The 24,643-nt window shown below is 47.4% G+C and carries 27 protein-coding genes; 8 read left to right on the top strand and 19 right to left on the bottom strand.

Translation table 11 applies throughout. From position 1 onward, the window contains the following. Positions 1 to 57: 57 nt before the first annotated feature. Together ACBP46_RS06430 and ACBP46_RS06435 are read right to left on the bottom strand one after the other, a co-directional pair. On the bottom strand, positions 58 to 1,521 hold the full coding sequence (locus ACBP46_RS06430) for a protein adenylyltransferase SelO (protein ID WP_371015908.1): 1,464 nt from the start codon (positions 1,519 to 1,521) through the stop codon (positions 58 to 60). Between the two features lie 8 nt (positions 1,522 to 1,529). Beyond that, positions 1,530 to 1,916, bottom strand: coding sequence for a DUF2069 domain-containing protein (locus tag ACBP46_RS06435; protein WP_371015909.1), 387 nt, complete (start codon positions 1,914 to 1,916; stop codon positions 1,530 to 1,532). A 74-nt stretch (positions 1,917 to 1,990) separates the two neighbouring features. Here ACBP46_RS06435 and ACBP46_RS06440 point away from each other — a divergent pair, with 74 nt between their 5' ends. From ACBP46_RS06440 to ACBP46_RS06450, 3 genes are all read left to right on the top strand, one after another. Next, positions 1,991 to 3,334, top strand: a complete 1,344-nt coding sequence (locus tag ACBP46_RS06440) for a YihY family inner membrane protein (RefSeq protein WP_371015910.1) — start codon at positions 1,991 to 1,993, stop codon at positions 3,332 to 3,334. Continuing rightward, positions 3,318 to 3,770, top strand: coding sequence for a CBS domain-containing protein (locus tag ACBP46_RS06445; protein WP_371015911.1), 453 nt, complete (start codon positions 3,318 to 3,320; stop codon positions 3,768 to 3,770). Before ACBP46_RS06440 ends, ACBP46_RS06445 begins: the two co-directional genes overlap by 17 nt. 65 nt (positions 3,771 to 3,835) lie before the next feature. Beyond that, positions 3,836 to 4,903: an NAD(P)H-dependent flavin oxidoreductase gene (locus ACBP46_RS06450; protein WP_371015912.1), complete on the top strand. Its 1,068-nt coding sequence runs from the start codon at positions 3,836 to 3,838 to the stop codon at positions 4,901 to 4,903. On the opposite strand, the gene dusA is transcribed toward ACBP46_RS06450, so the two are convergent. Beyond that, the gene (gene dusA / locus ACBP46_RS06455; protein ID WP_371016060.1) at positions 4,900 to 5,877 is read right to left on the bottom strand and encodes a tRNA dihydrouridine(20/20a) synthase DusA; all 978 of its coding nucleotides are present in this window, start codon (positions 5,875 to 5,877) and stop codon (positions 4,900 to 4,902) included. The two genes, ACBP46_RS06450 and dusA, sit on opposite strands and share 4 nt — an antisense overlap. A 170-nt stretch (positions 5,878 to 6,047) precedes the next feature. Here dusA and ACBP46_RS06460 point away from each other — a divergent pair, with 170 nt between their 5' ends. Together ACBP46_RS06460 and ACBP46_RS06465 are read left to right on the top strand one after the other, a co-directional pair. Next, a complete protein-coding gene (locus ACBP46_RS06460) occupies positions 6,048 to 7,025 on the top strand; it encodes a homoserine kinase (protein ID WP_371015913.1) in 978 nt (325 codons plus the stop codon). Positions 7,026 to 7,028: 3 nt separating this feature from the next. Continuing rightward, positions 7,029 to 7,799, top strand: coding sequence for a BPSS1780 family membrane protein (locus ACBP46_RS06465; protein WP_371015914.1), 771 nt, complete (start codon positions 7,029 to 7,031; stop codon positions 7,797 to 7,799). Here the strand turns inward: ACBP46_RS06465 and ACBP46_RS06470 are convergent. The 13 genes from ACBP46_RS06470 to ACBP46_RS06530 all read right to left on the bottom strand — a co-directional run bounded on the left by ACBP46_RS06470 (position 7,780) and on the right by ACBP46_RS06530 (position 18,654). Continuing rightward, a complete protein-coding gene (locus ACBP46_RS06470; RefSeq protein ID WP_371015915.1) occupies positions 7,780 to 8,112 on the bottom strand; it encodes a hypothetical protein in 333 nt (110 codons plus the stop codon). The two genes, ACBP46_RS06465 and ACBP46_RS06470, sit on opposite strands and share 20 nt — an antisense overlap. Then, positions 8,097 to 8,939, bottom strand: a complete 843-nt coding sequence (locus ACBP46_RS06475) for a type II secretion system F family protein (RefSeq protein WP_371015916.1) — start codon at positions 8,937 to 8,939, stop codon at positions 8,097 to 8,099. Before ACBP46_RS06475 ends, ACBP46_RS06470 begins: the two co-directional genes overlap by 16 nt. Before the next feature lie 8 nt (positions 8,940 to 8,947). Continuing rightward, a complete protein-coding gene (locus ACBP46_RS06480) occupies positions 8,948 to 9,796 on the bottom strand; it encodes a type II secretion system F family protein (RefSeq protein WP_371015917.1) in 849 nt (282 codons plus the stop codon). 11 nt (positions 9,797 to 9,807) lie between these two features. Further along, positions 9,808 to 11,394: an ATPase, T2SS/T4P/T4SS family gene (locus ACBP46_RS06485; protein ID WP_371015918.1), complete on the bottom strand. Its 1,587-nt coding sequence runs from the start codon at positions 11,392 to 11,394 to the stop codon at positions 9,808 to 9,810. Continuing rightward, the gene (locus tag ACBP46_RS06490; RefSeq protein WP_371015919.1) at positions 11,378 to 12,751 is read right to left on the bottom strand and encodes a type II and III secretion system protein family protein; all 1,374 of its coding nucleotides are present in this window, start codon (positions 12,749 to 12,751) and stop codon (positions 11,378 to 11,380) included. The genes ACBP46_RS06485 and ACBP46_RS06490 overlap by 17 nt, the downstream gene beginning before the upstream one ends. Continuing rightward, positions 12,735 to 13,631, bottom strand: a complete 897-nt coding sequence (cpaB, locus tag ACBP46_RS06495) for a Flp pilus assembly protein CpaB (RefSeq protein WP_371015920.1) — start codon at positions 13,629 to 13,631, stop codon at positions 12,735 to 12,737. Before cpaB ends, ACBP46_RS06490 begins: the two co-directional genes overlap by 17 nt. Positions 13,632 to 13,642: 11 nt before the next feature. Further along, positions 13,643 to 14,269 (bottom strand): hypothetical protein, encoded by a 627-nt coding sequence (locus ACBP46_RS06500; protein ID WP_371015921.1) that lies wholly within the window; start codon positions 14,267 to 14,269, stop codon positions 13,643 to 13,645. 10 nt (positions 14,270 to 14,279) lie between these two features. Further along, a complete protein-coding gene (locus ACBP46_RS06505) occupies positions 14,280 to 14,936 on the bottom strand; it encodes a hypothetical protein (protein ID WP_371015922.1) in 657 nt (218 codons plus the stop codon). Beyond that, a complete protein-coding gene (locus ACBP46_RS06510) occupies positions 14,936 to 16,240 on the bottom strand; it encodes a hypothetical protein (RefSeq protein WP_371015923.1) in 1,305 nt (434 codons plus the stop codon). The genes ACBP46_RS06505 and ACBP46_RS06510 overlap by 1 nt, the downstream gene beginning before the upstream one ends. A 2-nt stretch (positions 16,241 to 16,242) precedes the next feature. Next, positions 16,243 to 16,515 carry a hypothetical protein gene (locus tag ACBP46_RS06515; protein WP_371015924.1) on the bottom strand — a complete coding sequence of 91 codons (273 nt, stop codon included), beginning with the start codon at positions 16,513 to 16,515 and terminating at the stop codon, positions 16,243 to 16,245. Between the two features lie 174 nt (positions 16,516 to 16,689). After that, on the bottom strand, positions 16,690 to 17,892 hold the full coding sequence (locus tag ACBP46_RS06520; RefSeq protein ID WP_371015925.1) for an MFS transporter: 1,203 nt from the start codon (positions 17,890 to 17,892) through the stop codon (positions 16,690 to 16,692). A gap of 55 nt (positions 17,893 to 17,947) precedes the next feature. Then, positions 17,948 to 18,220, bottom strand: a complete 273-nt coding sequence (locus ACBP46_RS06525) for a nitroreductase family protein (RefSeq protein WP_371015926.1) — start codon at positions 18,218 to 18,220, stop codon at positions 17,948 to 17,950. Positions 18,221 to 18,303: 83 nt separating this feature from the next. Then, positions 18,304 to 18,654 (bottom strand): nitroreductase family protein, encoded by a 351-nt coding sequence (locus tag ACBP46_RS06530; protein ID WP_371015927.1) that lies wholly within the window; start codon positions 18,652 to 18,654, stop codon positions 18,304 to 18,306. A 121-nt stretch (positions 18,655 to 18,775) separates the two neighbouring features. Here ACBP46_RS06530 and ACBP46_RS06535 point away from each other — a divergent pair, with 121 nt between their 5' ends. Then, positions 18,776 to 19,693 carry a LysR family transcriptional regulator gene (locus ACBP46_RS06535; RefSeq protein ID WP_371015928.1) on the top strand — a complete coding sequence of 306 codons (918 nt, stop codon included), beginning with the start codon at positions 18,776 to 18,778 and terminating at the stop codon, positions 19,691 to 19,693. Between the two features lie 359 nt (positions 19,694 to 20,052). On the opposite strand, the gene ACBP46_RS06540 is transcribed toward ACBP46_RS06535, so the two are convergent. Beyond that, positions 20,053 to 21,219: an NtaA/DmoA family FMN-dependent monooxygenase gene (locus ACBP46_RS06540; protein ID WP_371015929.1), complete on the bottom strand. Its 1,167-nt coding sequence runs from the start codon at positions 21,217 to 21,219 to the stop codon at positions 20,053 to 20,055. A 257-nt stretch (positions 21,220 to 21,476) separates the two neighbouring features. Beyond that, positions 21,477 to 22,049, bottom strand: a complete 573-nt coding sequence (locus ACBP46_RS06545) for a flavin reductase family protein (protein ID WP_371015930.1) — start codon at positions 22,047 to 22,049, stop codon at positions 21,477 to 21,479. A gap of 140 nt (positions 22,050 to 22,189) precedes the next feature. On the opposite strand from ACBP46_RS06545, the gene ACBP46_RS06550 reads away from it, so the two are divergent. Beyond that, positions 22,190 to 22,591 (top strand): winged helix-turn-helix transcriptional regulator, encoded by a 402-nt coding sequence (locus tag ACBP46_RS06550; protein ID WP_371015931.1) that lies wholly within the window; start codon positions 22,190 to 22,192, stop codon positions 22,589 to 22,591. A 321-nt stretch (positions 22,592 to 22,912) separates the two neighbouring features. Here the strand turns inward: ACBP46_RS06550 and ACBP46_RS06555 are convergent, their stop codons facing one another. After that, positions 22,913 to 23,296 carry a winged helix-turn-helix transcriptional regulator gene (locus ACBP46_RS06555; RefSeq protein WP_371015932.1) on the bottom strand — a complete coding sequence of 128 codons (384 nt, stop codon included), beginning with the start codon at positions 23,294 to 23,296 and terminating at the stop codon, positions 22,913 to 22,915. Positions 23,297 to 23,481: 185 nt separating this feature from the next. Here ACBP46_RS06555 and ACBP46_RS06560 point away from each other — a divergent pair, with 185 nt between their 5' ends. Further along, the gene (locus ACBP46_RS06560) at positions 23,482 to 24,450 is read left to right on the top strand and encodes an LLM class oxidoreductase (RefSeq protein WP_371015933.1); all 969 of its coding nucleotides are present in this window, start codon (positions 23,482 to 23,484) and stop codon (positions 24,448 to 24,450) included. Positions 24,451 to 24,643: the final 193 nt, after the last annotated feature.

The raw sequence follows: 24,643 nt of genomic DNA on the forward strand, positions 1-24,643 counted from the left end.
TCCAAAAATGAGTAAGCTGATTGGGCATAATCATACCCAAATTACTCTGTATAAACACTAAGAAGAACAACTTAAAGCCACAATCCGTTGTTCTGGGCTAGGCGGCTGCGCCAAATCCTCAGCCCCGTCTTGCTCTTTAAACGGACGATTTAATACCGTATATAAACGTTCTAACGGTGCGTAGTTACCATGTTGGGCCGCGACAATGACTTCTTGAGCGAGATGATTGCGCAATACATACAGCGGATTATGCGCATTCATTTGCTCAACTCGAGCTTGGGCTGAGTGATGGTTTTGTTGGCTACGCAGCAAATAGCGGTCTAACCAGTCTTGCGCCTGAGAGCGGTGTTCAAATAGCTGCAACCAAAGTTCTGGTTGTGTAGGTGCTACTGCTAGATGTCTAAAACTTAAAGTGAAATCAGCGTGTTGGTCATGCAATAACTGCCACCATTCATTCATTAGCTGACTGTCTGTTTCTAACCAGGTGTCCCACCCCATTTTCTGCTGCATATTGGTGCGATACTGTTGCAGATAGTCATGTTCATAATGAGCCAATACCGTTTGCAACTGATCCTCTGTACAGATGTCTAAAAAACAACTGGCTAAACGAGCCAAATTCCAATGCACTATAGTGGGTTGACGAAACCAAGCATAACGCGCACCGGTATCAGTGGTGTTGGGCACAAAATCAATGGCAAATTTGTCTATAAACGCATAGGGGCCGTAGTCTATGGTTAAACCCAGTATAGACATATTGTCTGTATTCATTACCCCATGACAAAAGCCCACCGTTTGCCAATGGGCAACCATTTGAGCGCTACGTTGTACCACAAGGCGCAACATATTTTGCACGAGCTCAGCATCCGTCTGCAATGCCGGCAACCCACACTCGGGATAAAAATGCTCGATCACATAGTGCAATAGCTGCTTGAGCTGCTGAGGACGTCCAGCCCAGTGCTCAAATGAGCCAAACCGAACAAAACTAGGGGCAACACGGCAAACTATGGCCGCTGTTTCTATGGTTTCCCTATACACCTTGTCGTCAGAAGCGACCAAAGCCAAAGCTTCGGTTGTGGGAATACCTAGCGCTTTCATCGCATGACTGGCTAAATACTCTCGTATAGAGGAACGCAGCACTGCTCGGCCATCTCCCATACGTGAATAAGGCGTAAGCCCTGAGCCTTTAAGCTGCAGCTCTAAGGGACCATGGGCGGTTTCTATGGCTCCTAGTAAATGCGCACGACCATCCCCTAATTGACCAGCCCAATGCCCGAACTGATGCCCGCTATAGACAGCGGCTAAGCTTTGTCCGGGTTCAAGACCCTGATTGCCTGACATAACAGCAAGAAACTCGGGAGCCATGACACAGTCTGCGCTAAGCCCTAGGCGTTGGGCCAAGTCCTTATTAACATGGAGTAGACGCGGCTCATTTAAGCCTTGAGGATCAAGCCGTGTATAAAAAGCACTGCCTAAATCAGCATAACTGTGACTGAAAGTCAAAGCGTCAAAACAGCTCTTCATAAGGACTCCTAGTGCACTTGATGTGTTTTTTTATTTTGTTTAGCTGCTTTTTTTGCAGGCCACAAATAAAACATTGCACACACATAAAAGGTAAAAGACAGCACAATCTCTATGCACGCCATTTGAACTGATAAAGGATTTGGGTCAGACCAAGCGCGAGTTACCCCCTCCATAAAATACAATAGCATTAACATAGAGGACCATTGCAAGGTATAAACGTTACCTTTTAAGACACCACGTAACGGCAACAACAAAGGCAGCACTTTAAGTGCCAAATAAGACCCACCGGGGCGTATTGGCGCAATAAAAAGCTCCCACGCGAGACAAAGAATAATTAAGCCTACGAGCGATAGCGCTGCAAGCCGATACAAAATAGGGTTTAATTGAACATTCATACTGGTATGATCACAGAAAGCAAAACTTTTATATAAACGACTAGGGTCACTTTTTTTGCTTGGAGTTTAACGTTATGACAACGCCAGAGCCTAGCGCTCAGTCCACTAAAAAACATACATCGCATACCGCTTGGTTTTCCCAAAGCGTTGATACGCTGTTATTTATAGTGACGCGAATACTGCAACGCAACATCACGCAAGTGGCATCCAGTCTAACCTTTACTACCATTTTAGCCATAGTGCCCTTATTAGCAGTAGTGTTGTCGTTATTTACGGCTTTTCCATTATTTGATGACTTTAGGGCAGCACTACAAGAGTTTTTAAGCTCCACCTTAATGCCTGCAGCGGTGTCTAGCACCGTAATGGAAAACCTAAATCAATTTGCCGCCAAAGCGTCTAGCCTGACTGCAGTAGGAAGTTTGTTTTTGATTGTGACGTCCATTATGTTGATGTCCACCATTGATCAAACATTTAATGACATCTGGTATGTCACAGAAAAGCGCCCTTGGATGCAACGTGTGTTGGTTTATTGGGCCATATTATCTTTAGGGCCTATTTTGGCAGGTGCCAGTATTTGGGCCAGCACAATATTGGCACAAGACTCTTTAGGTCATATCAATACCCTTTCATTTCTTAGTTCGTTTGCACTGTCATATATCCCATTTATCTTAACCGCATTGGCTTTTAGCGCTCTTTTTGTCTATGTGCCAAACCGACGTATTTTATGGCGTGATGCGTTTGTGGGGGGGGTATTTACCACTTTGGCCCTAGAGATCCTGAAATCGGGCTTTGCTTTTTACCTAAAACAGTTTCCTACCTACACCCTTATTTACGGTGCTTTTGCCACGGTGCCCATTTTCTTAATGTGGGTGTATTTGTCTTGGTTAGTGGTATTAGTTGGGGCCAGTCTAGTCGCTATTTTACCTAACCTACGACGTCGCTCATGGACCAACTCACACCACTCTGGAGCTCAATTTTTAAATGCGCTGTCCGTTTTGGAATTATTATGGAAGCAGCGCACTGCAGTCCCCTCGGGGCTTAATTTGCATCAAATTAGCATGCAATTGCGTCGCGACCCAGCCAGTTTGCACGAGCTACTTAAACGCTTAAAAAAAGACGGTTACGTGGTCAACACCATAGAAAATGAAGATGAACGATGGGTACTGAGCTGCGACCCAGCTCTTACCCCTTTAGCGCCCTTAGTTGATGCTTTGCTTATTGATCGCACCCAAGCCGATACCCCAGTGGCTCATAGCATAGTAGGTCTGATCAATCTTACCGTGGCTAACCCAGCACTTAACCTAGAATCACTTTTTTCTGAGCCCCAGCAGCTAAAAGAGCTTTGTCAGCGCTTAGAACAACAACTATTTACTAGACCAAATCCCTTAGGAGTCACTACTCATGCTGAAAGTAAGTGAAATTTTGCGTGTTAAAGGGGATATCCTTTACACCTCTACACCCGATACCCCCATCAGCACAGCCATAGAAATTATGAGCGAGCAAGATGTGGGCTCACTAGTTATTATGGAGCATGGTGAGTTAGTCGGCATGCTCACTTTTAGAGAAATCATACGCCATCTGCATGCACATGGAGCCGATGGATATAGCTATACCATTCGCAGCATTATGAATGATGCGCCTATTAGCGTCACCCCTAATACCAGCGCGGACGAAGTGCAACGGTTAATGCTTGCCAAGCACGCGCGCTATGTTCCTGTTATGGATGGGCCGATGCTATTAGGCGTTATCTCTTTTTATGATTTGGCCAAAGCCTTGGTAGAGGCCGAAAAGTTCGAGAACAAAATGCTTAAAGCCTATATTCGTGACTGGCCTACTGACAGCCTACCCGACTAATTATTTTTTTATCCCCTACGCCACTTTTAGCTAGATTTAAGTGGCTTTTTTTATAGCGAGTACCCATGAGTTCTTTAGCGCAAAAATACCAATTATCTGCTCCCATAGTTCAAGCACCCATGGCAGGAGTTAGCACCGTTGAGTTAGCCACCGCCGTGACTCGTGCTGGGGGGATAGGCTCATTAGGATTAGGCCATTTAGATGTAGAAACGGCGCGCGCACAAATCCAAGCACTCAAGCTCGCAACCCCTGGACCAATTAATGTGAACTTCTTCTGCCATCAACCCGAGGCTCAAAATCTTGAGCGCGAGTTGCATTGGCTATATTTATTAACGCCGTACTTCAATGAGTTTGATAGTTCTCCTCCTGCCTCATTAGGCGAAGGCTATCAAAGCGCTTGGCAAAACCCCGCTCTAATTCAAATGCTCTGTGAAGAAAAGCCCACCATCGTAAGCTTTCATTTTGGTTTACCTGAGCCCACAGCGCTTGCCCAATTAAAAGCAGCAGGTATTGATGTTTGGGGCTGTGCCACAAGTCTAGCAGAAGCTAAATTCTTGGAACAATCCGGCGTGGACGCTATTATTGCGCAAGGCATTGAAGCTGGGGGACATCGTGGTATTTTTAACCCCCTAATTGAGTCAGAGCTAAGCCTAACTGCCTTATTAGGCCAACTGCATCAACACATTCATTTACCTCTGATTGCAGCTGGCGGAATAATGACGGGGGCTCATGTGGCCGCTATGCAATTACATGGTGCGGACTTAGCTCAGCTTGGCACAGCATTCGTTGCTTGCCCAGAGTCCGCTGCAGATTCGGCTTACCGCGCTGCACTACTTAGCCATCGTGCTTACGACACAGCTATTACACCCGTTATTTCTGGACGTCCAGCGCGGGGGCTGCGCAATCGTATGCATACTGAAATTGCAGCCCTCGTGGCAGATCTACCGGCTTATCCTGTGGCATATAATGCCGCTAAAGCCTTGCATCAGGTAGCAAGCTCAGCAGCAAATTATGATTTTGCAGCACATTGGGCCGGCCAAGGAGCCCCTTTGGCTCGTGCTTTACCAGCTACCGAGCTCTTTAATCAGCTGTGCGTTGAATACACACAAGCCAAACAGCAATTGTGTAATTAGTTCGCTTGCTGAAGCTGCTGCCAAGCCTCTAGCAAAACAGTCGCGTCTTGGCGTGCCATTTGAGCAGGGTCTGATAAATGGCGTCGCCATTGTCTGGCCCCTTGTTTGCCATGAGCCCATCCCAACAAGGCTTTGGTGATCTGGCGTGGGCGCGTTCCTGCTTGAATTTCCGCGGTTAAATACGCATACATGGCATCCACAACCTCTTGATCACTTAAACGAGTCACCTCGGGCCAAATTTGGTCGTGGATATGGCCTAAGACTGCGGGCGTGTGCCACGCAGCACGCCCAAGCATCACCCCATCAAACTGCTGTAAGTGCTGCATGCTGTCCTCTACCGTGCTGATGCCCCCATTTAAAACAAAGGTAGCCTCGGGAAAATCCTGCGCCAATTGCGCAGCCATATCGTAACGCAAAGGGGGTACCTCTCGGTTTTCCTTGGGTGACAACCCTTTAAGAACAGCGTTGCGCGCATGCACAATAAAGATTCGCACCCCTACTTCGTACTGAACAGCAACAAAGTCTTTCACAAACTCATAGCTATAATCATAATCCAAACCCAAGCGATGCTTTAGCGTGACAGGTATAGAGACCGCATCCTGCATGGCTTTAACACAATCGGCCACATGTTGTGCTTGGCTCATTAAAATAGCACCAAAAGCCCCTTGAAGGACACGATCCGAAGGACAGCCACAGTTTAGGTTGATTTCATCGTAGCCCCACTGCTCACCTAGCTTGGCACTATAAGCCAAGGCCTTGGGGTCGCTGCCACCTAACTGTAATGCAACCGGGTGCTCGGACGGATCAAAACGCAAATGACGTGCCACATCACCGTATTCCAGTGCTCCGGTGGTAATCATCTCAGTATAAAGCCGTGCTTTTGGGGCTAGCAAACGATGAAAATAGCGACAATAACGATCTGTCACATCAATCATAGGAGCAACACAAAGTGCCCAAGAACTGGGGGCTGCCATCTGGCTAACTTGGCTCATAGCCTGATTTGACTGTAGACTCACAACATACCTATATCTATATAATCAGAAACCTAAGGATTGCATTAGGTTTTATACGCGCTCTTTCTTATAATAGCGACTGCTTTTATTGTCACCACTTTTTATTCAATTAATTATTTTAACAACACAAGATGGCTGTTTTTACTACCGTAACCGATGCTGACGCACGCGATCTATTGCAACACTACCATTTAGGAGAGATGGTTTCTTTACGAGGCATCAGCGCCGGTATTGAAAACACCAACTATTTTCTGACCACAACCACAGGCGAATATGTATTGACGCTATTTGAGGTCTTGACCTATGAGCAATTGCCTTTTTATATAGAGCTAATGCACCATTTGGCTCAAAAAGGCTTGCCTGTGCCTTCGCCACAAACCTTAAAAAATGGCCAGCGTTTAACACGCTTACACAACAAGCCCTGCGCTATTGTATCGCGTTTAACAGGCAGCTATGTACCTGAACCGACAATTCAGCATTGTGCTTTAGCCGCTACCACCCTAGCGCAAACCCATCTAGCCGCCCAAGATTACCCATTATTTCAACCTAATTTACGCAGTCTAAGTTGGTGGGAGCAAACCATACCATTAGTATTGGATTTCCTAAATCCAAACCAAAAAGCCTTACTGCAAAGTAGTCTTCAAGAGCAACAGCAACTGTTTGCCAGTGCTCTTTATGAAACATTACCGGCAGGACCTTCACATTGTGATTTATTTAGGGATAATGTGCTTTTTTCCGGTAGTGCTGAGGCCCCAGTTATGGGCGGGTTCATCGATTTTTACTTTGCTGGCTGCGATAAATGGCTGTTTGACGTAGCAGTAAGTGTAAACGACTGGTGTATTGTGCGTGAGACCGGCGAGTTTAAAGTGGATTTATTGAAGTCATGGGTTAGTGCCTATAACGCTGTACGGCCTTTTACTGAGGCGGAAAAAAGCATCTGGCCATTACTACTTCAGGCTGCTGCTTTGCGTTTTTGGGTGTCGCGCTTATATGATTTTTACCATCCACGCCCAGCCCAAAGTCTAAAACCGCATGACCCTACGCATTTTGAGCGGGTTCTCACGCAGCGTAAACTCACTGTGTACACACTTAACGACTTATTAGGATAAGCCATGCAGGCAGCACGACTTTCCTCTGAATACGGCTGGGCTTGGTTAGTACAAGGTTGGGCGTTGTTTAAACGCCAGCCCATGACCATGTTGTTCTGGAGCTTAATGACCAGCCTACTCATTAACTTGAGCTATTTGTTGCCCATTTTAGGTCAAATTGCATTGATAGTTGCTACACCAGCTATTGGGTTTATTGCATTAAATGCCTGTGTTCACATAGAGCGTAATCAACCTATGCAACTAGGCATGTGGCTACAACCACTAAAAAGTGCTGAGGTCAAAAAAGCCATGCTCAAGCTTGGCCTAAGTTATTTTTTTATTTGCTTAGCTGCAGGTTTTCTGGCCGTCATGCCATTTAGCCAAACATTGGTAGAGGTCATGAGCACAGAGGACGCTGACCCGACTCAGGTGATGCAAGCAATTCAAGCCCCTATGTATTTGTTTGGGCTTTTCTATGTGGGTATTTCTATTTTATTTTGGCATGCCCCCGCACTAATGGGTTGGCATGGCATTCCTTTAAAAAAAGCGTTGTTTTACTCGATGGTGGCCTGCTGGCGCACCAAAGGTGCTTTGCTTATTTTTGGTCTTTGTTGGGCAGCTATTTATTTTGGTGCACAGTATTTAGCAAAAGCTATGGTGGCTCTGTTTGGAGCGTCGTTTGCTTATTTCTTACTAACCCCTCTGAACCTCGTGATGATGGCCTATCTCTACAGCTGCTTTTATCCTATTTATCGTAGTGTCTTTGGGCAAAGTGCTATAAACACCACCGTTTAAATGGGTTTTGCGCATAATAAAACGCTACCCATGTTTGATGGCGCTTTAAGGCAGAACCCCAACGCATCTCTAAAACAGCTTTTGCATTTAGGTTAACTAAGCAACGATTTGGGGCCAAGTAGTGCCAAGGACCTAGCGCCACCTTGTCCGCCCCAATAAAGCGCACCGCTAAAGGTTGTGTTAAGCCAAAACTATGGACAGCCTGACACCGATCAAAATATAAAGCATGCTGAAGATACGGAAAGCGATGCCATCCCCAAAAACGTGCCCTAAAGCCATAGGCCTGATAAACAGAAATTACAGTTGCTGCCATAATTGAAAAAATAAGGGATAAGCAATTACCAAAAACGTGCACGGGAAAATACACAAAACTAGCGGTAGCAGCATTTTTACCGGGGCTTCTAATGCTTGTTTTTCCGCACGCAAAAAGCGCTCTTGACGTCTTTGCTGTGCTTGCTGTTTAAGCACAGGGGCTAAACGCCCGCCCAACTCAATGGATTGCTGCAACGCCGCCACAAATGCATGGGCCTCAGCCAATGCCACCCGCTCCGTGAAGGCCTTGAAGGCTTGTTCTCGGCTCAAGCCAGCACGCATGGACTCTTGCACCAATAGCAGCTGTTGTTTCAATATCCCTTGGGGTAATTCCGCGCTACACATGAACAGCGCTTGGTGCACCCCATGCCCTGCCTCTATACTTAAACAAACCAAATCCAGCATAAAAGGAAAATCACGCTGCATATGCTTTTTTGACTGATTACGCTGCTGATGCGCTCTGAGTAAAGGCAACAAAAAAACCAAAATCGCCATCACCACGCCGACCACCCCATAACCCCACTGTTGCTTTAGCAAAGCTCCCATGCTTCCAAAGCCTAGACAGAGCATCACGCCTGCGCATTGTTTAGCGAAAAAATGATCAATAGCCTGTGGTGACTGTGCGGTTAGCCCTAAAACCCGCTGTATATACCAACGATAACGCCACGATAATAAGGGTGAACAGATCTGCACCCATACCAGCCACCAAGGCTGAAACAGCGAAACAGATGATGCAAGTGGACGCGCTCGCACCCAAGGCCAACAGACACCTGCTACCAACAAAAGCATAGCAATACCTGCGCTGCAAAGACTTAAAAACCACCACATGGCTTCTCCTACAAAGGCACCGCCACTAAACGCTGAATCCACCACAAACCAATTAGCTCTAACACCACCATTAACGTTAATAGGATCTGTCCCATACGCTCTTGCCATAACGGTGCCACTAAGCTGGCATCTATCGCATACAAAGCCACCCCTACTATTACGGGCAACAACACCATAATCCAAGCTTGTAAGCGGCCCTGTGCAGTCAAAGCGTTGATGCGGCCTTCGATATAAGTGCGTGTGCTAATCGTTTGCGCCATATTTTCTAAAAGATCAGCAAGCCCACCCCCGCTTTGCCCAGCCACGACCAATGCAGATTTAAATAATGCGGTGGACTCACACTTTGTTCGCTGTTGTAGGTGATTAAGAGCTTGTGAAAGGCTAAGGCCCATACGCAGCTCTTTTAAACACAACTCTAGCTCTTGGCGCACCGGCTCTTGACTATGGGGCACTAAACGCTGTAGGGCTATACGTAAGCTGCTGCCCGCCCGCAAAGCACTCGCAAGTGCCAGCATAAAATCTGGAAACTGTTTCTCGAAACGCTCTATTCTTTTTTTGTGCAAATAACGCAAAAAAAACGGCCAGGCGAGTAGCATTACCAGCTTTAGCACCACTACCAACCCAACAGGAACCCCCAAAAACACTAAGACAATAGCTAAACAAAGCAGTACTACCCATACCATGCCCACCACAGCACGACTTTGAATAAAAATAAACCGAGCAATAAAAAACTGCTCTGTCTCGGCCGTCATAAAACGTTGATGTTTTTGAGTTAAACCCCAAAACCACCTTGGTCCAGCAGCCATAAGGAGTACCACACAAACACCACACAGCACTAGACTTACTATTAACCACATGACGGCCCCCATTAGAAGTAAAACCAGTCTGGATTCAATGCTTGAGGCTGACTTTCAAAACACGCCGGAAAAATCCCCGTCGCTGTAAAACGTTGAGTTTGTGGCTGATAAGCAAATAACTCTTGTATTTGTATACGCCCCGCCTCCATTCCTGTAATTTCACTAATGCTAGTAATCAAGCGTCGTCCCTGCGCCAAACGCGTTTGTTGCACAATAATATGAATAGCTGCTGCAATATGTTCGCGTACGGCATTTAAGGGCAGATCTAGCCCAGCCATTAAAATAAGACTTTCTAATCGGGCTAGGGCATCGCGTGGACTATTGGCGTGTAATGTGGTTAAGGAGCCTTCATGCCCAGTGTTCATGGCTCCGAGCATGTCAAAAGCCTCTGGCCCTCGGCACTCACCCACCACAATGCGATCGGGGCGCATACGCAAAGCATTACGCACTAAATCACGAATTGTAATTAACCCTTGGCCTTCGGCATTGGCAGGGCGAGCCTCGAGACTAACGACATTATGTTGCTGTAGTTGCAACTCCGCAGCGTCTTCAATGGTAATAACACGCTCTTGAGCAGGAATGGAGTTAGATAGAATGTTCAGCAATGTCGTTTTACCACTACCCGTACCACCCGCCACAAGAATGTTTTTCTTATGCTTGACACAGCTAGCTAAAAAATCAGCCATCGCTACGCTTAGCCCTTCTTTTTGCAATAAATCGTCTAAATCCATTCGATAACGACTGAATTTACGTATGGTCAACATCGGCCCATGTAGCGCAATAGGCGGAATCACTGCATTAACCCTAGATCCATCAGATAAACGTGCATCCACCATGGGTGAGCTCTCATCTAGACGCCGCCCTAAAGGGCTAACAATCCTATCTAAAACAGCCATTAATGCCGCCTCACTGCTAAAGCTATACGATGTGGGCTCACAGCGCCCTTGGCGCTCAACAAAAATAGTAGTTGGACCATTTACCATGATCTCGGTGATGTCCTCTTGCTCTAATAGTCGCTCTAACGGCCCTAGTCCAATTGCTTCATCAAGTACGGTACGCATTAAATCCGTCTTGGAGCCGGGAATTACTACCGCCTCGCGTTCAATAATTTTCTCTAGATGGGCATGGGCATGGGCACGTAATTCGGCGTCACTCATATGTGCTAATGACTGACGGCGTAAATCTAAGGCTTCAATAAGCCATTGATGCATCTGATTTTGTATGGAGAGCGAAGTATGCTGCGGTTCGTGGTGTACCAAAGGTAGGTCTGACTGAATAACGGGTTGGCTATCTTGCTCGATAGACTCTTCTATGGCGATTACGGTTATTAAAGCAGTACCAATCAAAATATGGTCTTGTACGCGCAAAGGACCTGCCCGACTAATACGCTCATGATTTAAATAGGTCCCACTTAGACTACCAAAATCCTCTAAATAGACCGCACCACTTTCTTCATACAAGCGTGCATGCTGCCGCGCCACTTTCCATCCAGTCAAAACCACGTCTTGATCGCTACTTTTCCCCAACTGACAAGGTAGCTGGTACCAGGCTTGCTGTTGTCGCCCGTCTTGATAAAGCACATTAAGGTGCAACCGCATACGTGGCCTCCTGTTGCCATTGTGACCCCTCACCCTGCCACGGATTCCAATAAGGTGAGACCTGACTTGTAGCTTGGTTTTCTTGATTAAAGCTGGTATTTAACTGATTCGGATTGAGCTGCTGCTCAATAATGGTGTGCCCTAAACGTACTCGCTCTTTGTTGGTTGGGTGCTCGGCGTCCATTACTATCGGTGTAACAAAGATAGCCAACTCGGTTTCATTGCGTTGATAACGCTTGGATTTAAATAAGGCCCCTAAAATCGGGATCTGACCTAAACCAGGTACAGCCTGCTGAGTTTGAGAGAGCTCTTGGGAGATAAAGCCTGCTAACACCAAGGTTTGACCTGACTGCACATTAAACTCGGTACTAGCACGACGCGTTTTTAATGAAGGACCTGTAGGAATAGATAAACTGGGGTCAATGGAGCTGACTTCTACATCCACATGCGAACGTACTGCCCCATGGCTCTCTAGATAAGGCGTAATCTTTAATGACACCCCATACGGTTTAAACAAAGTCGTGGTATTGCCATTACTATCACTGGATGCATAAGGGACCTCCCCACCAGCTAGGAATTCTGCTGTAGCACCGCTACGCGCTAAAAGCTGTGGTTGGGCTAACACGACGGCGTGTCCTTGCTGTAATAACGCATTAAGTCGAGCACTAAGCAATGTATTAAGACCAAAATAGCCTGCAAAAGCACCTGGTTGGAACGGCACAGGCATCACCACTTGCCCAGGCCGATCGAGCAAGTTTTTCGCACCCTGATCCCACGCTAAGCCTGCATTAAACCCACCCTCCGACTGATCTGACCAACGCACACCTAATTCACGCAAAAAGTTTTTAGGTATTTCCAAAACCTGAACATCCAGTAGAACCATTGGCTCCCAGGCTTGGCTGTGACTTAAATCTACAATAAGTTCATAGCGCTTTTTTAACTCTTCGAGTTGGGCTCGGTGATGAGCGCTCAGTTGGTTACCCTCTACTACAACCTTTTCACCAATCTCTGTTACTTGGAGCTGAGGGATGCGTTGCAGAAGCTGCTTCAACTCTGAGCGTTGATGTTGCTCTACAGGCTCTTGCACATGGATATGGTAACTTTGATAATGGCCCTGTTTAAACCAAATGGTAAGCGTGCTTGTGCCTACATTACGCGCAAAAACCAATACCTCATTGTCTTCGGAGGTAACCGCATGAAGAACATGACCATCGCCTACTGCCACGCGTAGCACTTGGGGCAAGGCTAATACACGCATTTCACCCACTTGCATTTGCCACGTCTCGGTGGCATAGGCTTGCCCTAACCAAACCCCTAGCATACCAGCCATCACTAATTGACTAATTTTCAACCACATCGAAGCTCTCCTGAATAAAGCTTAACTGCGCTGGAGTATCTACATCGAGCACCGCACTTTTTCCTGCTTTAGGGGTAGCCTCTGCACCACGCACCTGACGATGCGTTTTATTGCCATATATAATTGGCACGGACTTGTATTCAGTGGGAGTGGCATTTAGACCAAGCAAGCTAGCCAAATCGCCACGAATGCCTTTGCTTGAAATGTGAGCATCGTGGGGGTTGCGAAGCATAGCTGTAATCATGCCAGCTTGACGAGCTGCAACGAGCTTTGCCCCCTCTTCGGGACTAAGATCAAAAGTTACCGTGGCAAACTGTGCGTTATCTACTGTATTTGAATCGGTCTGCTCATCCGTAGCGATCACTAGCACCCCTTGTAAGAGAGGTGCCGTTATTTTGCGCCGTTGATGGTCGAAACTTACATATAAGTCCACTAAATCGCCCACTCGTAACAGCCCGGCTAATGAGTTAATTTGGTCCACAGGCATAGTGACTGCACGCCGCCCATCAGCCAACCGGGCAGAGAAGTTTTGTTCACGCTCGTATTCGGTGTGTACGCCCAGAATTAAATCGCCCGCAGCAACATGGGCACGTAATGCAGTCCCTACTAAGACGCTATATTGACTGGGCTCTACACTGTCCCTAGGAATACTTTGTACGGGGAACTCCCTAACAGCAAGGTGAGATTCAGTCAGCACAGTACCTGCTTCTAGGCCGTAAGCGGCCACTACCCGTGGTACGGTGGGTAGCTTGGTTTGCTCTACTAATAAATGACGCTCTTGTTCTAAATGTTGATACGCTGCCCAAACCGCCAAACTTCCACTTAATACAGAACACCCTAGCCAAATAATAAATTTATGATGCGCAGCTATTTTTTTCATAACAAAGCCTCTTAAGAGTGCCACCACAAAATATGCCATAAGCCCTGTCGCGGCTCTTGCCAGATCAGTAATCGTTGCCGCTTTTTACTCCACTCACACACTACGACCAAAGCACAGTCTTGTATGGCAGAAGCCCAGCCTTGATTCTGTAAACGACGCGTTAAACGATGGGTGTTTTTTGCGAACGGTCTATGTGCTTGTAACACCAAATAACTGGGTTGCTGAGTTTGCGCTTGCATGAACCACTTGTGCTCATAGAGGCCATCAAACACACTGGGAATAGCCTGCTGATCTGTTAAAACAGTCATGCTGGATAACCAGCCTGTAGCGCTCTGCTGTTGAGCAGCTAAAAACAGAAGAAAATGCTTCTCATCAGCAAAAAAACTAACCATCCATGCATTGGGTAATGCCAATGCTTTTAAGTTGTAAGGCAATAAATTAGGTAACTGATTCATAAGCTCAAGCGCTGAACTTGGGCTCGTAAAGTCTTGACGTTGTATGCGCTGCCCTTGCCAATGCCACTGCTCTGTGGACTGCCACTGTACAGGCCATCCGCTTAAAGAAGGCAATAGTTGCGCCTGAACCCCACCTAATACAGCACAACATAACCACAGCACCGCACTCATTAACCAAAACATGCTCAAACTCTTAGGGTAAAAAAGAAGGGATGGAATCACGCCAGGGGGCAAGCCACTCTGTGTTCGGTTCCGCCCGTTGCCAAGCGCGATCTACCGGTTTAATTAAAGGCACCCATTGAGAAAAAGCAGCGTCCGACGCGCGATAAGCGCTACGCCAAAGCGTTGTACTGTGTTGTAGGCGCTCAGTCATTTGTGTGCTTGAGTTAACCGCCCCTAGCCCTACGTCTAAAAGGGTATGACTGCTGAGCTGCAAGGTGGGCAATGGTGCTTTGTTATTCCACCACCATGCCATTGTGGGCTGAGGAGTCTTGAGTTGTTGGGCTTGGGCCTTAAACTGCACTCGCTCTGTGGGCCCAAGCAACGCATCTTGGTGCGCCACCGTTTCGGGTACCCAATCGTTAAGAAACGGCCTAGAGTAATAGTGCAACTGAATAGAATGAGATATAGGACTAAATAGTCCCTCTACATAGTTGGGCTGATGGTTCAGTGCCTCTGGGCCGAGCAAATGAGTCTGGGCATACCTAAACGCAGCAAAGCCAGCATGATGTTGAGTTTGGGCTTTGATCTCTTGCCAACGTTGCAACCACACTAATGATGAGGCTGCTATTAATAGCACTGCACTGGCTACTACCATTTCTAGCAAAGCTTGTCCTTGTTGTGTCTGCATTAACGCTCTCCTAGTAGTTGCTGTAAGCGTTGCTCCCATTCACTGTTTGCAAGAGCTGCCTGCCAATAAGGTTGAAACAAAGTGGCTTTTTGTGCGGCATGACCTGTTTGACTAGGAGGCTCTTCGTAACTGTTTTTTGCTTCACTTTGACTATGAACGAGTTGGGCCCCTGCAGAGTATTGCAATGCAAGCCGTGTCTTAAATCGGAACTCAGGATTTGAGGCCCGAGTAATAAGAAAGTTGTGTAAACCTTGGCTAGGCCAAACAGTTTGATCACGTCGAGCCCAAGCATGAGCTATACCATTAGCGCTACCGTCAGTAATATCCCACTGTGTGTGTTCTTGGACCCAACGCCAAAAATCCTGCTGAGAAAAATTATCTGGGGCACTTTCATACTCTTCCAAGGTTGTGTTATCTGTTTGCCCTTGTACCCAAGCCCACCCCATAGCGTACTCACGGTGATAACAGCCGATCCAACGATTTGATCGCAAAGCATGAAACGATAAGGTGTCCTCAGCCTGCCAGTGCCCTTCTGAAGTTAATACTGTTGCTCCGCGCCTGCGTAATTCATGGCGCTTATGCGGGCAACGCGCTTGAACAAGCCAATTGTTTTTAGCCGTTTTATGACGTGGTTTTAAAAAATCGTAATGTGCTAATAGCTCTTTTAACCAAGGCTGCCATCCTGCTGAGGCATGCCACCCCAACACTTCGTGCCAGTTGTCGTCTGTTATTTCTAGCTGCATTAACTGCGGCTGTTGTTGCAACGCTAACTCTGGGTAATTGTCATACAACACAGAACGTATACGTGCTTCACGTTGTGCTGGTATATCGGCATAAATGACCTGGCTATGCGGCTCAAATACCAGCGCACTAAATTTCTGATGTTGTGCAAAAAGCGCTTTTAACTGATTTTCTGCCACCCCAGAACTTTGGGCTGGCAATGATGCCTGGTAACTGAGCCCATATTGCGGCCCAAACATCATGCTGATCAAACTGGCTGGCGGATTTGCCATCTGTACCCGCTGTGCTTGAGTTTGAGCAAACTCGGCCCATGAAGCCAGCGTCACCAGATGTGCCATGGCTATTTGATGACCAGCATAAGCGCGGTTCATATAGGCGGCATAATTAAGCATTTGTGCTTGAAGTAAAGCAGCACTATAGGTAGCAGCATCTAAAGCATACCGTTGACGTAATGCCTGGTAATTAATTTGCCCTACATAAAAAAACTTCAGCATAAGGGTGCTAAACACACCCAAAGCCAGTAAAGCCACTAGCAACACCTGACCTTTTTGACGTTGATTCATGGCTAGTTTCCACCTGCTTGTGAGGCATTGCCCGTAAAACTTTGCAGGCTTTTGCTTTCCGCCTGAACGGACCCTAGCTGCGCAGCCTCTTGGGCTTTTTGAGATTCAGCCGTGCCATCTTCACCTGCTAGTTCTTTAGCCATTGCCGCCGTTTGAGAGCGGATCACTTGACCAAAAATCTGGAACACAGCAATAGCTGCAACCGCTATTAACGCTACAATAATGACGTATTCCGTCATCCCCTGGCCCGACTGCTTTTGGTTTTTGGTTAGCATACTTTACCTCCTAACAAGTTAAGTTAAGTAAAGTATGCGTTATCCCACTGGAGCAAAACTATTCGCAGAACTCACAAGGGTTGGATTTATCCTAGTGCAGAAATAAAAATGAGCACTGTCAACCTTATCAGTCTCAAACCCATAAGCAGTGACTCCACGTTACCCCGCTTGCGGTTACGCTGGGCGCGAATGACGGGAGAACATAGTCAAGAACCCAATCACCATCGACACAGCAAGAAGAGTCATAACACCAAGTGGGCCGTTGTGGTCAAGAATAAAGCCACACAAGATAGCACCAATGGAAATTGCCACCTGAAAACCAAGGAGCATGAGTGAACCGGCCGTTTCCGCCTCGTCTGGCGCTGATCTGACTATATGTGTCTGAATACTAACTGGCAGCCCTCCCCACGCAAGTCCCCATAGAGTGATTGCAACAACAGCGACCATCAAGTTGGTTCCAGCGAAAATCAATGTGATCGCTGAAACGGCAACCAGCGTCGATCCGATACTGATAGATAATGTGGTGCTGCGCGCCATAATCCAACCACCAATGAAATTTCCGATAAAGCCGGCAACGCCATAGGCAAAAAGAACAAGTGAAATCATATTGACATCAAATTTAGGGATCTCCTCAAGAAAAGGGCGGATATAGGTAAAGCTGCCGAACTGCCCACCCACAAGCATGATGGTTGCAAAGAGCGCGACCATGACCTTGGGACGCTTGAATACCGACACCAGAGTTCCGAACCCTGCCTGCCCGCTCGGCGGAAGCGACGGGATGGTGGCTATTTGGGCAACAAGAGCCATCAGTCCAGAGGCTGCGGAGAGGATAAATGCTACACGCCAACCAAAATGAGCCCCAACCCAGGCTCCCAAAGGCGCTGCGACAACGGTGGCCAAAGAAACCCCGCCAAAGACAATTGCCATGGCTTTAGGGACGGATGAGGCAGGCACAAGCCGCATTGTGATCGCACCAGCCATCGACCAAAAACCACCAAGACCGATACCCAGTAACACACGCGACAACATAAGAAACTCGAAGCTATTGGCAACCGTGCCGAGTAATCCAGAAAGAAGGAGCAAAAAGCTAAGACCGAATAACGTCAACCGACGATTGAGCCCACGAGTTGTAATAACAACCAGCGGACCGGCAATACCAGCAACGACGGCGGTAGCCGTGATCGTCTGCCCCGCCATCCCCGCCGATATTTTCAGATCCTCGGATATTGGAGTCAGAAGACTGATTGGCAGAAACTCGGCCACAACCAAGCCAAAACATCCTAAACCAAGGGAAAATACGGCCCCCCAATTTGACGCTGTAGATGCTGCTTTTTTCGATTCAGGTGCACTCTGCATCTGGTCGGAAGTCGATATCATAAAATTTCCGTTCTGTTAATAAGCCTAAAAGTAGCGACAAACTGATATTCGCCGCTCACTCGTGAAAAGTGGTCGAAACAAGGATGTCATCTCGATTTGTACGAACTTGGGTCGATTGCACATCTTGTGCTGGATGACTAAAGGAAATTCCGAATAAAAGCTTCAGTGTCTTAGGATGGTTCAGCTGCTCCCTGACCGTATCTGCGAAATAGCCAGGAATGGTTTGCGGCACACCACCCAGCCCTCTGGCGGCGAGACTGAGAAGAAAAGTTTGGCCGTACATTCCAATATCACCAGCCACACGGACGTTGTCCCCAAAGGATGGCATGAACAGAAAGGCTACATGTGGTGCACCGAAAAAGTTGAAATTTCGTTCCGATACGATGCGACATCCCTCAATGTCATCGCGGGCTACACCAAGACTTCCGTAATAAAGACTCCCTGCTCACGCCGACGCTCACCATAGCGGCCATCGAAGAGCTCGTCGTCAAAACTGAAGTCAAGGCAAAACTTCCCTTTTTCTGCGGCAATAAGGATGGTCTGCGCCAGTTCGTCTCGTTTCGCGCCGCTGACGATGTGAACCTGCCAGGGCTGGATATTGCAGTTGGACGGTGCCCATTTCGCGTCTTCAAGAACCTCACGGATCTGTGCCGGATCAACAGCAGTAGCCGCGAAAGACCGGCAGGATTGTCTGGCGCGTACCGTATCGTAAAATGACAAGGTCTTGGCAGCGGATACGCCACCGAATGAATTGATGGGCATCGGGAGTTCTTCCTTTGTTCCTAATTTATTCAGATGGTGCTATTTTTTCATTCATTTATATGCTTGAAAATACCTATATTTGCATGATATAAGTGCATTTTATGCAGCAATTTAATACCTTATGGATCATACTGACGGTACTCAATTCGATGAGCTTACTGCATTGGCAGCGGTTGCCAGACACGGCTCCTTCACTGCGGCAGCTCATGCTTTGCAAAGACATCCGACCATCATCTCGAAGCGTATAGCCTCACTAGAAGCAAGACTTGGAGTAAGGCTTGTCGAACGCACCACACGGCAAATCATGATGACTGATGCTGGGTTAAGGCTGGCAAAGCAGATAGATCGTGCTGCCGCCATCATTGGCGACGCAGAGCAAGAAGCAAGTGAAGGGGTTGCACAACTTCAGGGGGTTCTACGCGTGGCATTACCGGCGGCGATGGGACGGCTATGGGTTGCGCCAGCACTGCCGGAATTCTCACGACGCTATCCTAGCTTGACCGTCGAGGTCGATTTTGCGGAACGTTATGTCGATCTGGTTGGAGAAAGTTTTGATGCTGCTATCAGAATGGGAACCTTGACCGATAGCCGGCTCGTTGCCAGAAAGCTCGGCACGCATCGCGTCGTTCTTGCAGCTTCACCTAGCTATGTAAAGAAGCATGGTCTTCCCAAACGGCCAAACGAACTTCAAAAGCACAACGCACTCGTCTATTCAGGCCCCGGCGTCAACCCAAACTGGCGTTTCACTAAACAGGGACAGCACGAAGGTATAACGCCTCAAGGTACCTTCCGGTCTAATGATATAGGGGCATTATTGGAAATGGCACGTGCAGGCGTCGGGATCATCTGTGTCGGCGAATGGGCTGTCGTCCGTGAGTTTGCAAATGGAACTCTCGTCAATATTTTGCCTGACTGGCGCTATGACGCAGACGGAGGTATTTACCTCGTAAGGCCATCAAACCAATACGCTGCCGCACGTGTACAGGCATTTATAAATTGGATACAAAACGAATTGTGGCCTACTCTTCCGTGGCAATGATTGCCGCCCCGATCATTGATGGCAATGACTGAAATAGAATACTGACAAATTAGTTGACATTGTGTAGCACGCGCTGGCGAGCAGGGCTTACCTCGCTAAGCCCCCCTCCACGCGCAGGGCATTGGCTACCGAGTAATGCTCTAGACTGACGTCGACAGCACTATGTTTTGCAACCCACGTCAGCACTAAATTACGCCGTATTCCCAGTAGATTGCGCGCCAATCACACCTTGCTCGCTCTGCTGCGCCTGCCTCTGCTCTTCAAAAAAATCGTCGTTCTATTGCACGGTTTATTTGGCTTTGCCCACCCCGTCCTTAAACTGTAGTACCAAATGTTCCGGCAATGGCGAACATCCACATTTATGGTTTTCTAATGGCTGCGTAGCGATTCTCTGGATAGGACAACTCCAAATTACCTCGCAGCGTGTTCGACTCGTACTCCCGACGGAAGATGCCCTTGTCCTGCAAGATAGGAACAACCAATTCAACAAAATCCTGGAGTCCCGAAAGGTGGTCTTGCCTGATAAGCAGGATATCTATGGCTCCTGATTTATACCACTGCTCAACCTGATCAGCCACTTTCTCGGCAGTTCCAAAAAATATTGGTTTGGGGATGACATAGTTCGAAGGCAATGTACTTTGCAACTCTTGAAACTTTTCTTCAGCTTCAGCTTCCGTCTCACCCACAAGTGGTGTTTGCATAGCCATCACCAGAAAGTCCTCAGGCGAGCGCCCCGCGAGTGCTACTCGACTCTTAATTTCGTTACTGAATCTCTTCGTCGCCTCAAGGTAGTAACCCGGTACAGGTTCAACATCCACACGCGGCGCTAACAGAACATCAGCGTACTTGGATGAATTTTCCATGAGAGCGGAGGATGTGCCTGCTGTAATGATGACTGGTCTTCCTTGGACTGAACGACTGATATTTAACGGGCCACTAACCTGAAAATACCTACCCTTATAGTTCAAGGAGTGCATTTTTAGAGGGTCGAAAAATACCCCCGAGCTCTTATCACGGATAAACGCATCATCTTCATACGTGTCCCACAATCCGCTCACAATTTCTAGAAATTCTCTATGCATAGGATACAAATCGGCTTTCTGCAGATATGTCCTACTGTGATTAGCGGTTCCACCTAGATTGGAGGTAATAGCGTTCCATGCCGCTCGCCCTCTGCTTATCTTATCAAGGGAAGCAATCTGCCGAGCAACGGTAAATGGATCTGCATAGGAAGTCGCTATGGTTGGAGCAAGACCTATATGTGTGGTAACCATACTCAGGGCGGACATAATGCTAACGCCCTCAAACTTGCTCAAAAAGTGCGGAAAATTACCTGCTCCTACGTGGCTAATATCAAATAGGAACATAAAATCAAACAAACCTTGTTCGGCCAACTTTGCATGCTTTACATAGAAGTCTATGTTCGTGCTGGCATCAATAGGCATATCCTTTTGTCGCCATCCGGTGTAATTAAAGCCGAGTCCTTCATTAGCCCATGCAATTTTGAGCTTCCTCTTACTTGTCATCTATGACTCCTTCTCTATCATAAAGTTGATTCAGTCCTAACCCAAAGGAGTAGAAACTACAGCACTCATTCATCGGTTTGAAGAGTGCCCTACATTCCCATTTTTGGTGCCAAGGACCCCTGGCATAAACGCTATACATGCCACGGTAAAGCATTGATTTTTAAGTTTTCCCAGAAACATTTCCTCGGAATCGTACGACTCGTCCTTTCTGTGCCACCCACTAGGTAAAACAACCATAAGGTGACAGCATTTATTAATCAGTGGCCGGCAGACGTAAGGACGGCATGAGTCCCGAAACTGCTTTGCCAATAAGTCATAGGCGAGTTTTCAGCTAGGGCGGTAGATTGGACATTCATCAGCACCAGCACGTGATCTCCAGCCGGTCGCATTTCTGTTACGTAGCCAGCTACCCATAAATGAGTCTGTTGTAGTCGAGCGGCACCCGCATCATGCTGCCAAGGGACGTCTGCGAATTTATCCTTGCTCTTCGTGGCAAAACGACGAGCCTCCTCTGCCTGTCCTTCCGCCAGAACATTGAGTCCAATAGCACTTCCAATTTCTAGCATAGACAGAAGACAGGACGTAGCCTCAAGAGAAACCACTATCATCGGTGGATTGAGAGAAAGAGACATGAAGGCCGAGACGGTGGTGCCATAAGGGACATGGTTGACCACAGTGGTGACTACTGCAACCGGTGCAACAACGCGAGACATAGCCGCACGAAAATCATCGTTGGATACCAACCTGCCAGATTGCCCTCTTTGCCCCTCACTAGACAACTTAATCATTCCTTCCAAAGTGTGAGTTTGCTTGCACGATGGAGTCATCATTACCTAATTCCTTTAAAAACATAGCTGGTGATAGCAAGACAAAAGAGAATTAAGATTAGAATAGGTAGGATAATTTTGTCTATTAGGCACTATTTAGTGTCATAGGTACTATTTTGTGCCATAGGAACTATAAGGTAACCATGGATTTTTCCGAAATAAAAAAACCAGTCAATCCACTTATCGTCAGCGAGACTTGTCCACCCCGCCGCATCCATACGTTGCTCTCGCCGAAGTGGACTTCGATGGTGATCTATGTGCTTAGCTTCGGTGCGCTACGCACGGGGCAACTACAGCGCAGCATGCCCGGTATTTCGAAGAAGATGCTTACTCAAACACTACGCGAATTAGAGGCAGACCAAATAATCAAGCGCACCATCCTTCAAGTTGTTCCGCCTATGGTCGAATACTCTCTGACTGAGTTTGGCAAGCGTTTTGTGGAACCGCTTATGACACTGTACGGTTGGGCAGAAGCAAATGCGGACTTATTGGATGAGCTTGAGCGTAATCGTGAACAATCGCGGGAAAATGTTACGGCTTCATGAAAAGTATTGCTATAAGCACCGCAGCATACAAGCCAGTTTGCGCATGGATGAAAAATGTTTTGCCAACTAATCGTAACAAGCACTGATTCTACAGCTCTCTTTTAGACTGTAAAACATTCGTTCAATGGGGTGCTGTTGGCGATATTTCGGGAGCCCAAACAAACAGAGGCACCTCGGTTTAGGCTTGCATTTCATGCTAGCAGGCAATAAGAAAGAAAACGGCATCCTAAAGTTTGAAATGTTTTTGATGTATGCCGCCAGCCTGTCAGGGCACCGATTCTCCTTGAGCAGGCTTTTCGTACAAAATCTACGGCAATGCAACTACGTTTCAATTTTGCTTTTGTCTATAGAAATTTTTCTACTGGTTTTGATTACATCCTCGTAAGTGGCCCCCCAGTCTCTCATAGCACGGATCAATGGCACTAGTGTCAAGCCCAAAGGTGCCAATGAATATTCAACTTTAGGTGGGACTTCCCGATAAACTTTCCGAATAATGATATTGTCGGCCTCAAGCTCGCGTAATTGCAACGTTAGCATTCGTTGACTCACCTCAGGAATAGAGCGCCTTAGCTCATTGAACCTAAGCGTGCCTGTCATAAGATAAAAAAGAATTAACGCTTTCCACTTCCCTCCAATCACATCGACGGTGATGGTAACCGGACAAGCGAATACCTCAGTTTCAGCATGGGGAGTTTCAGGTTTCATTTAAGCCCTTTAATCAACCAATAGTATAAAAACTGTGCCTATGGCACAAAATTGTGCGTACTTACATAAATAGAATCTGTAGCTTAGCATAGGCTCATACCTATTTATGACATGTTGCTCATGCCACTGGTTCTGCTGTGCAGGAGCTCTGTCTCATTCATTATTTATTCTCAGGAGCCCCAGCCTTGCTTTCACTGTCCTCATTACCCTATAGTGATCTTCCCGGTTTTTGCAGGACCTATAGTCCAAATCAACTGACTTTGGGTCTGTACTTTCCCATTGAAGCCTACGCAGGCGATGCACCTTTGATGCACAACCAGGTCGCCTTGGCGCAACAGGCTGAACAGTCAGGCTTCGCCTCGCTATGGTTTCGTGATGTACCACTACGTGACCCAAGTTTCGGTGACCTAGGGCAAGTCTATGATCCCTGGGTCTATCTTGGCTACATTGCAGGTCAAACCAGTCGGATCGCGCTAGGTACTGGCGCTATAGTCGTTCCCATCCGACATCCCTTGCACATGGCAAAAGCGGCAGCTAGCATAGATCAGCTCAGTGGGGGACGATTACTATTAGGCGTGGCCTCTGGCGATCGTCCCGCCGAGTACCCTGCTTTCAATGTGGATGCGGACACCCGCGGTGAGCGTTTCGTCGAGCATCTGAGTGTGATGCGTCAAGCACTAAGTACGCATTTCGAGCCTGTTCATTGGGACAACGGTGAAATGCTCAATACTGATCTGGTACCCAAACCATTGGCGCGCGAGATCCCGCTTTTCATCACTGGCAGCAGTCGTCAGACGCTGCAATGGATAGCTAGAGAGTCCCACGGTTGGTTATCTTACCCAAGACCACTTCATCACCAAAAAGATATCGTAAAACGATGGCATGATACGGTGCGACAAGAATGTGGTGAAGTCTTTAAGCCATTCAGCCAAGGCCTGTATATCGACTTGACAGCAGATCCAAACGTAATGGCAACACCTATTCACCTGGGTTTTCGACTGGGAAGAAATGCACTCATTGAGCTGCTTCAACTACTTCGATCTTTTGGTGTGAACCATGTGATGCTTCAGCTCAAATACGGACAACGCCCTGCACAGGAAGTGCTCGACGAGCTAGCGGAATTTGTGGTGCCGCAGTTTCCTGCCTTGGCTTAAACCTCAATCTACCGCAGTTCGGCCTTCGTGCTACTGCTCTCGCTAGGTCGCCTGCTGCAATTGTTTTAACCACACCGCGTGCAGCGGCAAGCAGGCTAAGCACTCGACAAGCAATGTGTTGGACTTGTTTAGCTCCAGAAACCTGATAGGCGTCAATCAGGCGGAAACCAGGTCAAAACCTCAGAAAGCACCG

It is taken from the genome of Paenalcaligenes hominis, assembly GCF_041359055.1.
GTDB classification, from domain to species: domain Bacteria; phylum Pseudomonadota; class Gammaproteobacteria; order Burkholderiales; family Burkholderiaceae_B; genus Paenalcaligenes; species Paenalcaligenes hominis_A.

Excerpts from the sequence above, each read along its gene's own strand:
- ACBP46_RS06430 (WP_371015908.1), bottom strand. The coding sequence starts at position 1,521 with ATGAAGAGCTGTTTTGACGCTTTGACTTTCAGTCACAGTTATGCTGAT.
- ACBP46_RS06435 (WP_371015909.1), bottom strand. The coding sequence starts at position 1,916 with ATGAATGTTCAATTAAACCCTATTTTGTATCGGCTTGCAGCGCTATCG.
- ACBP46_RS06440 (WP_371015910.1), top strand. The coding sequence starts at position 1,991 with ATGACAACGCCAGAGCCTAGCGCTCAGTCCACTAAAAAACATACATCG.
- ACBP46_RS06445 (WP_371015911.1), top strand. The coding sequence starts at position 3,318 with ATGCTGAAAGTAAGTGAAATTTTGCGTGTTAAAGGGGATATCCTTTAC.
- ACBP46_RS06450 (WP_371015912.1), top strand. The coding sequence starts at position 3,836 with ATGAGTTCTTTAGCGCAAAAATACCAATTATCTGCTCCCATAGTTCAA.
- dusA (WP_371016060.1), bottom strand. The coding sequence starts at position 5,877 with ATGGCAGCCCCCAGTTCTTGGGCACTTTGTGTTGCTCCTATGATTGAT.
- ACBP46_RS06460 (WP_371015913.1), top strand. The coding sequence starts at position 6,048 with ATGGCTGTTTTTACTACCGTAACCGATGCTGACGCACGCGATCTATTG.
- ACBP46_RS06465 (WP_371015914.1), top strand. The coding sequence starts at position 7,029 with ATGCAGGCAGCACGACTTTCCTCTGAATACGGCTGGGCTTGGTTAGTA.
- ACBP46_RS06470 (WP_371015915.1), bottom strand. The coding sequence starts at position 8,112 with ATGGCAGCAACTGTAATTTCTGTTTATCAGGCCTATGGCTTTAGGGCA.
- ACBP46_RS06475 (WP_371015916.1), bottom strand. The coding sequence starts at position 8,939 with ATGTGGTGGTTTTTAAGTCTTTGCAGCGCAGGTATTGCTATGCTTTTG.
- ACBP46_RS06480 (WP_371015917.1), bottom strand. The coding sequence starts at position 9,796 with ATGTGGTTAATAGTAAGTCTAGTGCTGTGTGGTGTTTGTGTGGTACTC.
- ACBP46_RS06485 (WP_371015918.1), bottom strand. The coding sequence starts at position 11,394 with ATGCGGTTGCACCTTAATGTGCTTTATCAAGACGGGCGACAACAGCAA.
- ACBP46_RS06490 (WP_371015919.1), bottom strand. The coding sequence starts at position 12,751 with ATGTGGTTGAAAATTAGTCAATTAGTGATGGCTGGTATGCTAGGGGTT.
- cpaB (WP_371015920.1), bottom strand. The coding sequence starts at position 13,631 with ATGAAAAAAATAGCTGCGCATCATAAATTTATTATTTGGCTAGGGTGT.
- ACBP46_RS06500 (WP_371015921.1), bottom strand. The coding sequence starts at position 14,269 with ATGTTTTGGTTAATGAGTGCGGTGCTGTGGTTATGTTGTGCTGTATTA.
- ACBP46_RS06505 (WP_371015922.1), bottom strand. The coding sequence starts at position 14,936 with ATGCAGACACAACAAGGACAAGCTTTGCTAGAAATGGTAGTAGCCAGT.
- ACBP46_RS06510 (WP_371015923.1), bottom strand. The coding sequence starts at position 16,240 with ATGAATCAACGTCAAAAAGGTCAGGTGTTGCTAGTGGCTTTACTGGCT.
- ACBP46_RS06515 (WP_371015924.1), bottom strand. The coding sequence starts at position 16,515 with ATGCTAACCAAAAACCAAAAGCAGTCGGGCCAGGGGATGACGGAATAC.
- ACBP46_RS06520 (WP_371015925.1), bottom strand. The coding sequence starts at position 17,892 with ATGATATCGACTTCCGACCAGATGCAGAGTGCACCTGAATCGAAAAAA.
- ACBP46_RS06525 (WP_371015926.1), bottom strand. The coding sequence starts at position 18,220 with ATGCCATCCTTTGGGGACAACGTCCGTGTGGCTGGTGATATTGGAATG.
- ACBP46_RS06530 (WP_371015927.1), bottom strand. The coding sequence starts at position 18,654 with ATGCCCATCAATTCATTCGGTGGCGTATCCGCTGCCAAGACCTTGTCA.
- ACBP46_RS06535 (WP_371015928.1), top strand. The coding sequence starts at position 18,776 with ATGGATCATACTGACGGTACTCAATTCGATGAGCTTACTGCATTGGCA.
- ACBP46_RS06540 (WP_371015929.1), bottom strand. The coding sequence starts at position 21,219 with ATGACAAGTAAGAGGAAGCTCAAAATTGCATGGGCTAATGAAGGACTC.
- ACBP46_RS06545 (WP_371015930.1), bottom strand. The coding sequence starts at position 22,049 with ATGATGACTCCATCGTGCAAGCAAACTCACACTTTGGAAGGAATGATT.
- ACBP46_RS06550 (WP_371015931.1), top strand. The coding sequence starts at position 22,190 with ATGGATTTTTCCGAAATAAAAAAACCAGTCAATCCACTTATCGTCAGC.
- ACBP46_RS06555 (WP_371015932.1), bottom strand. The coding sequence starts at position 23,296 with ATGAAACCTGAAACTCCCCATGCTGAAACTGAGGTATTCGCTTGTCCG.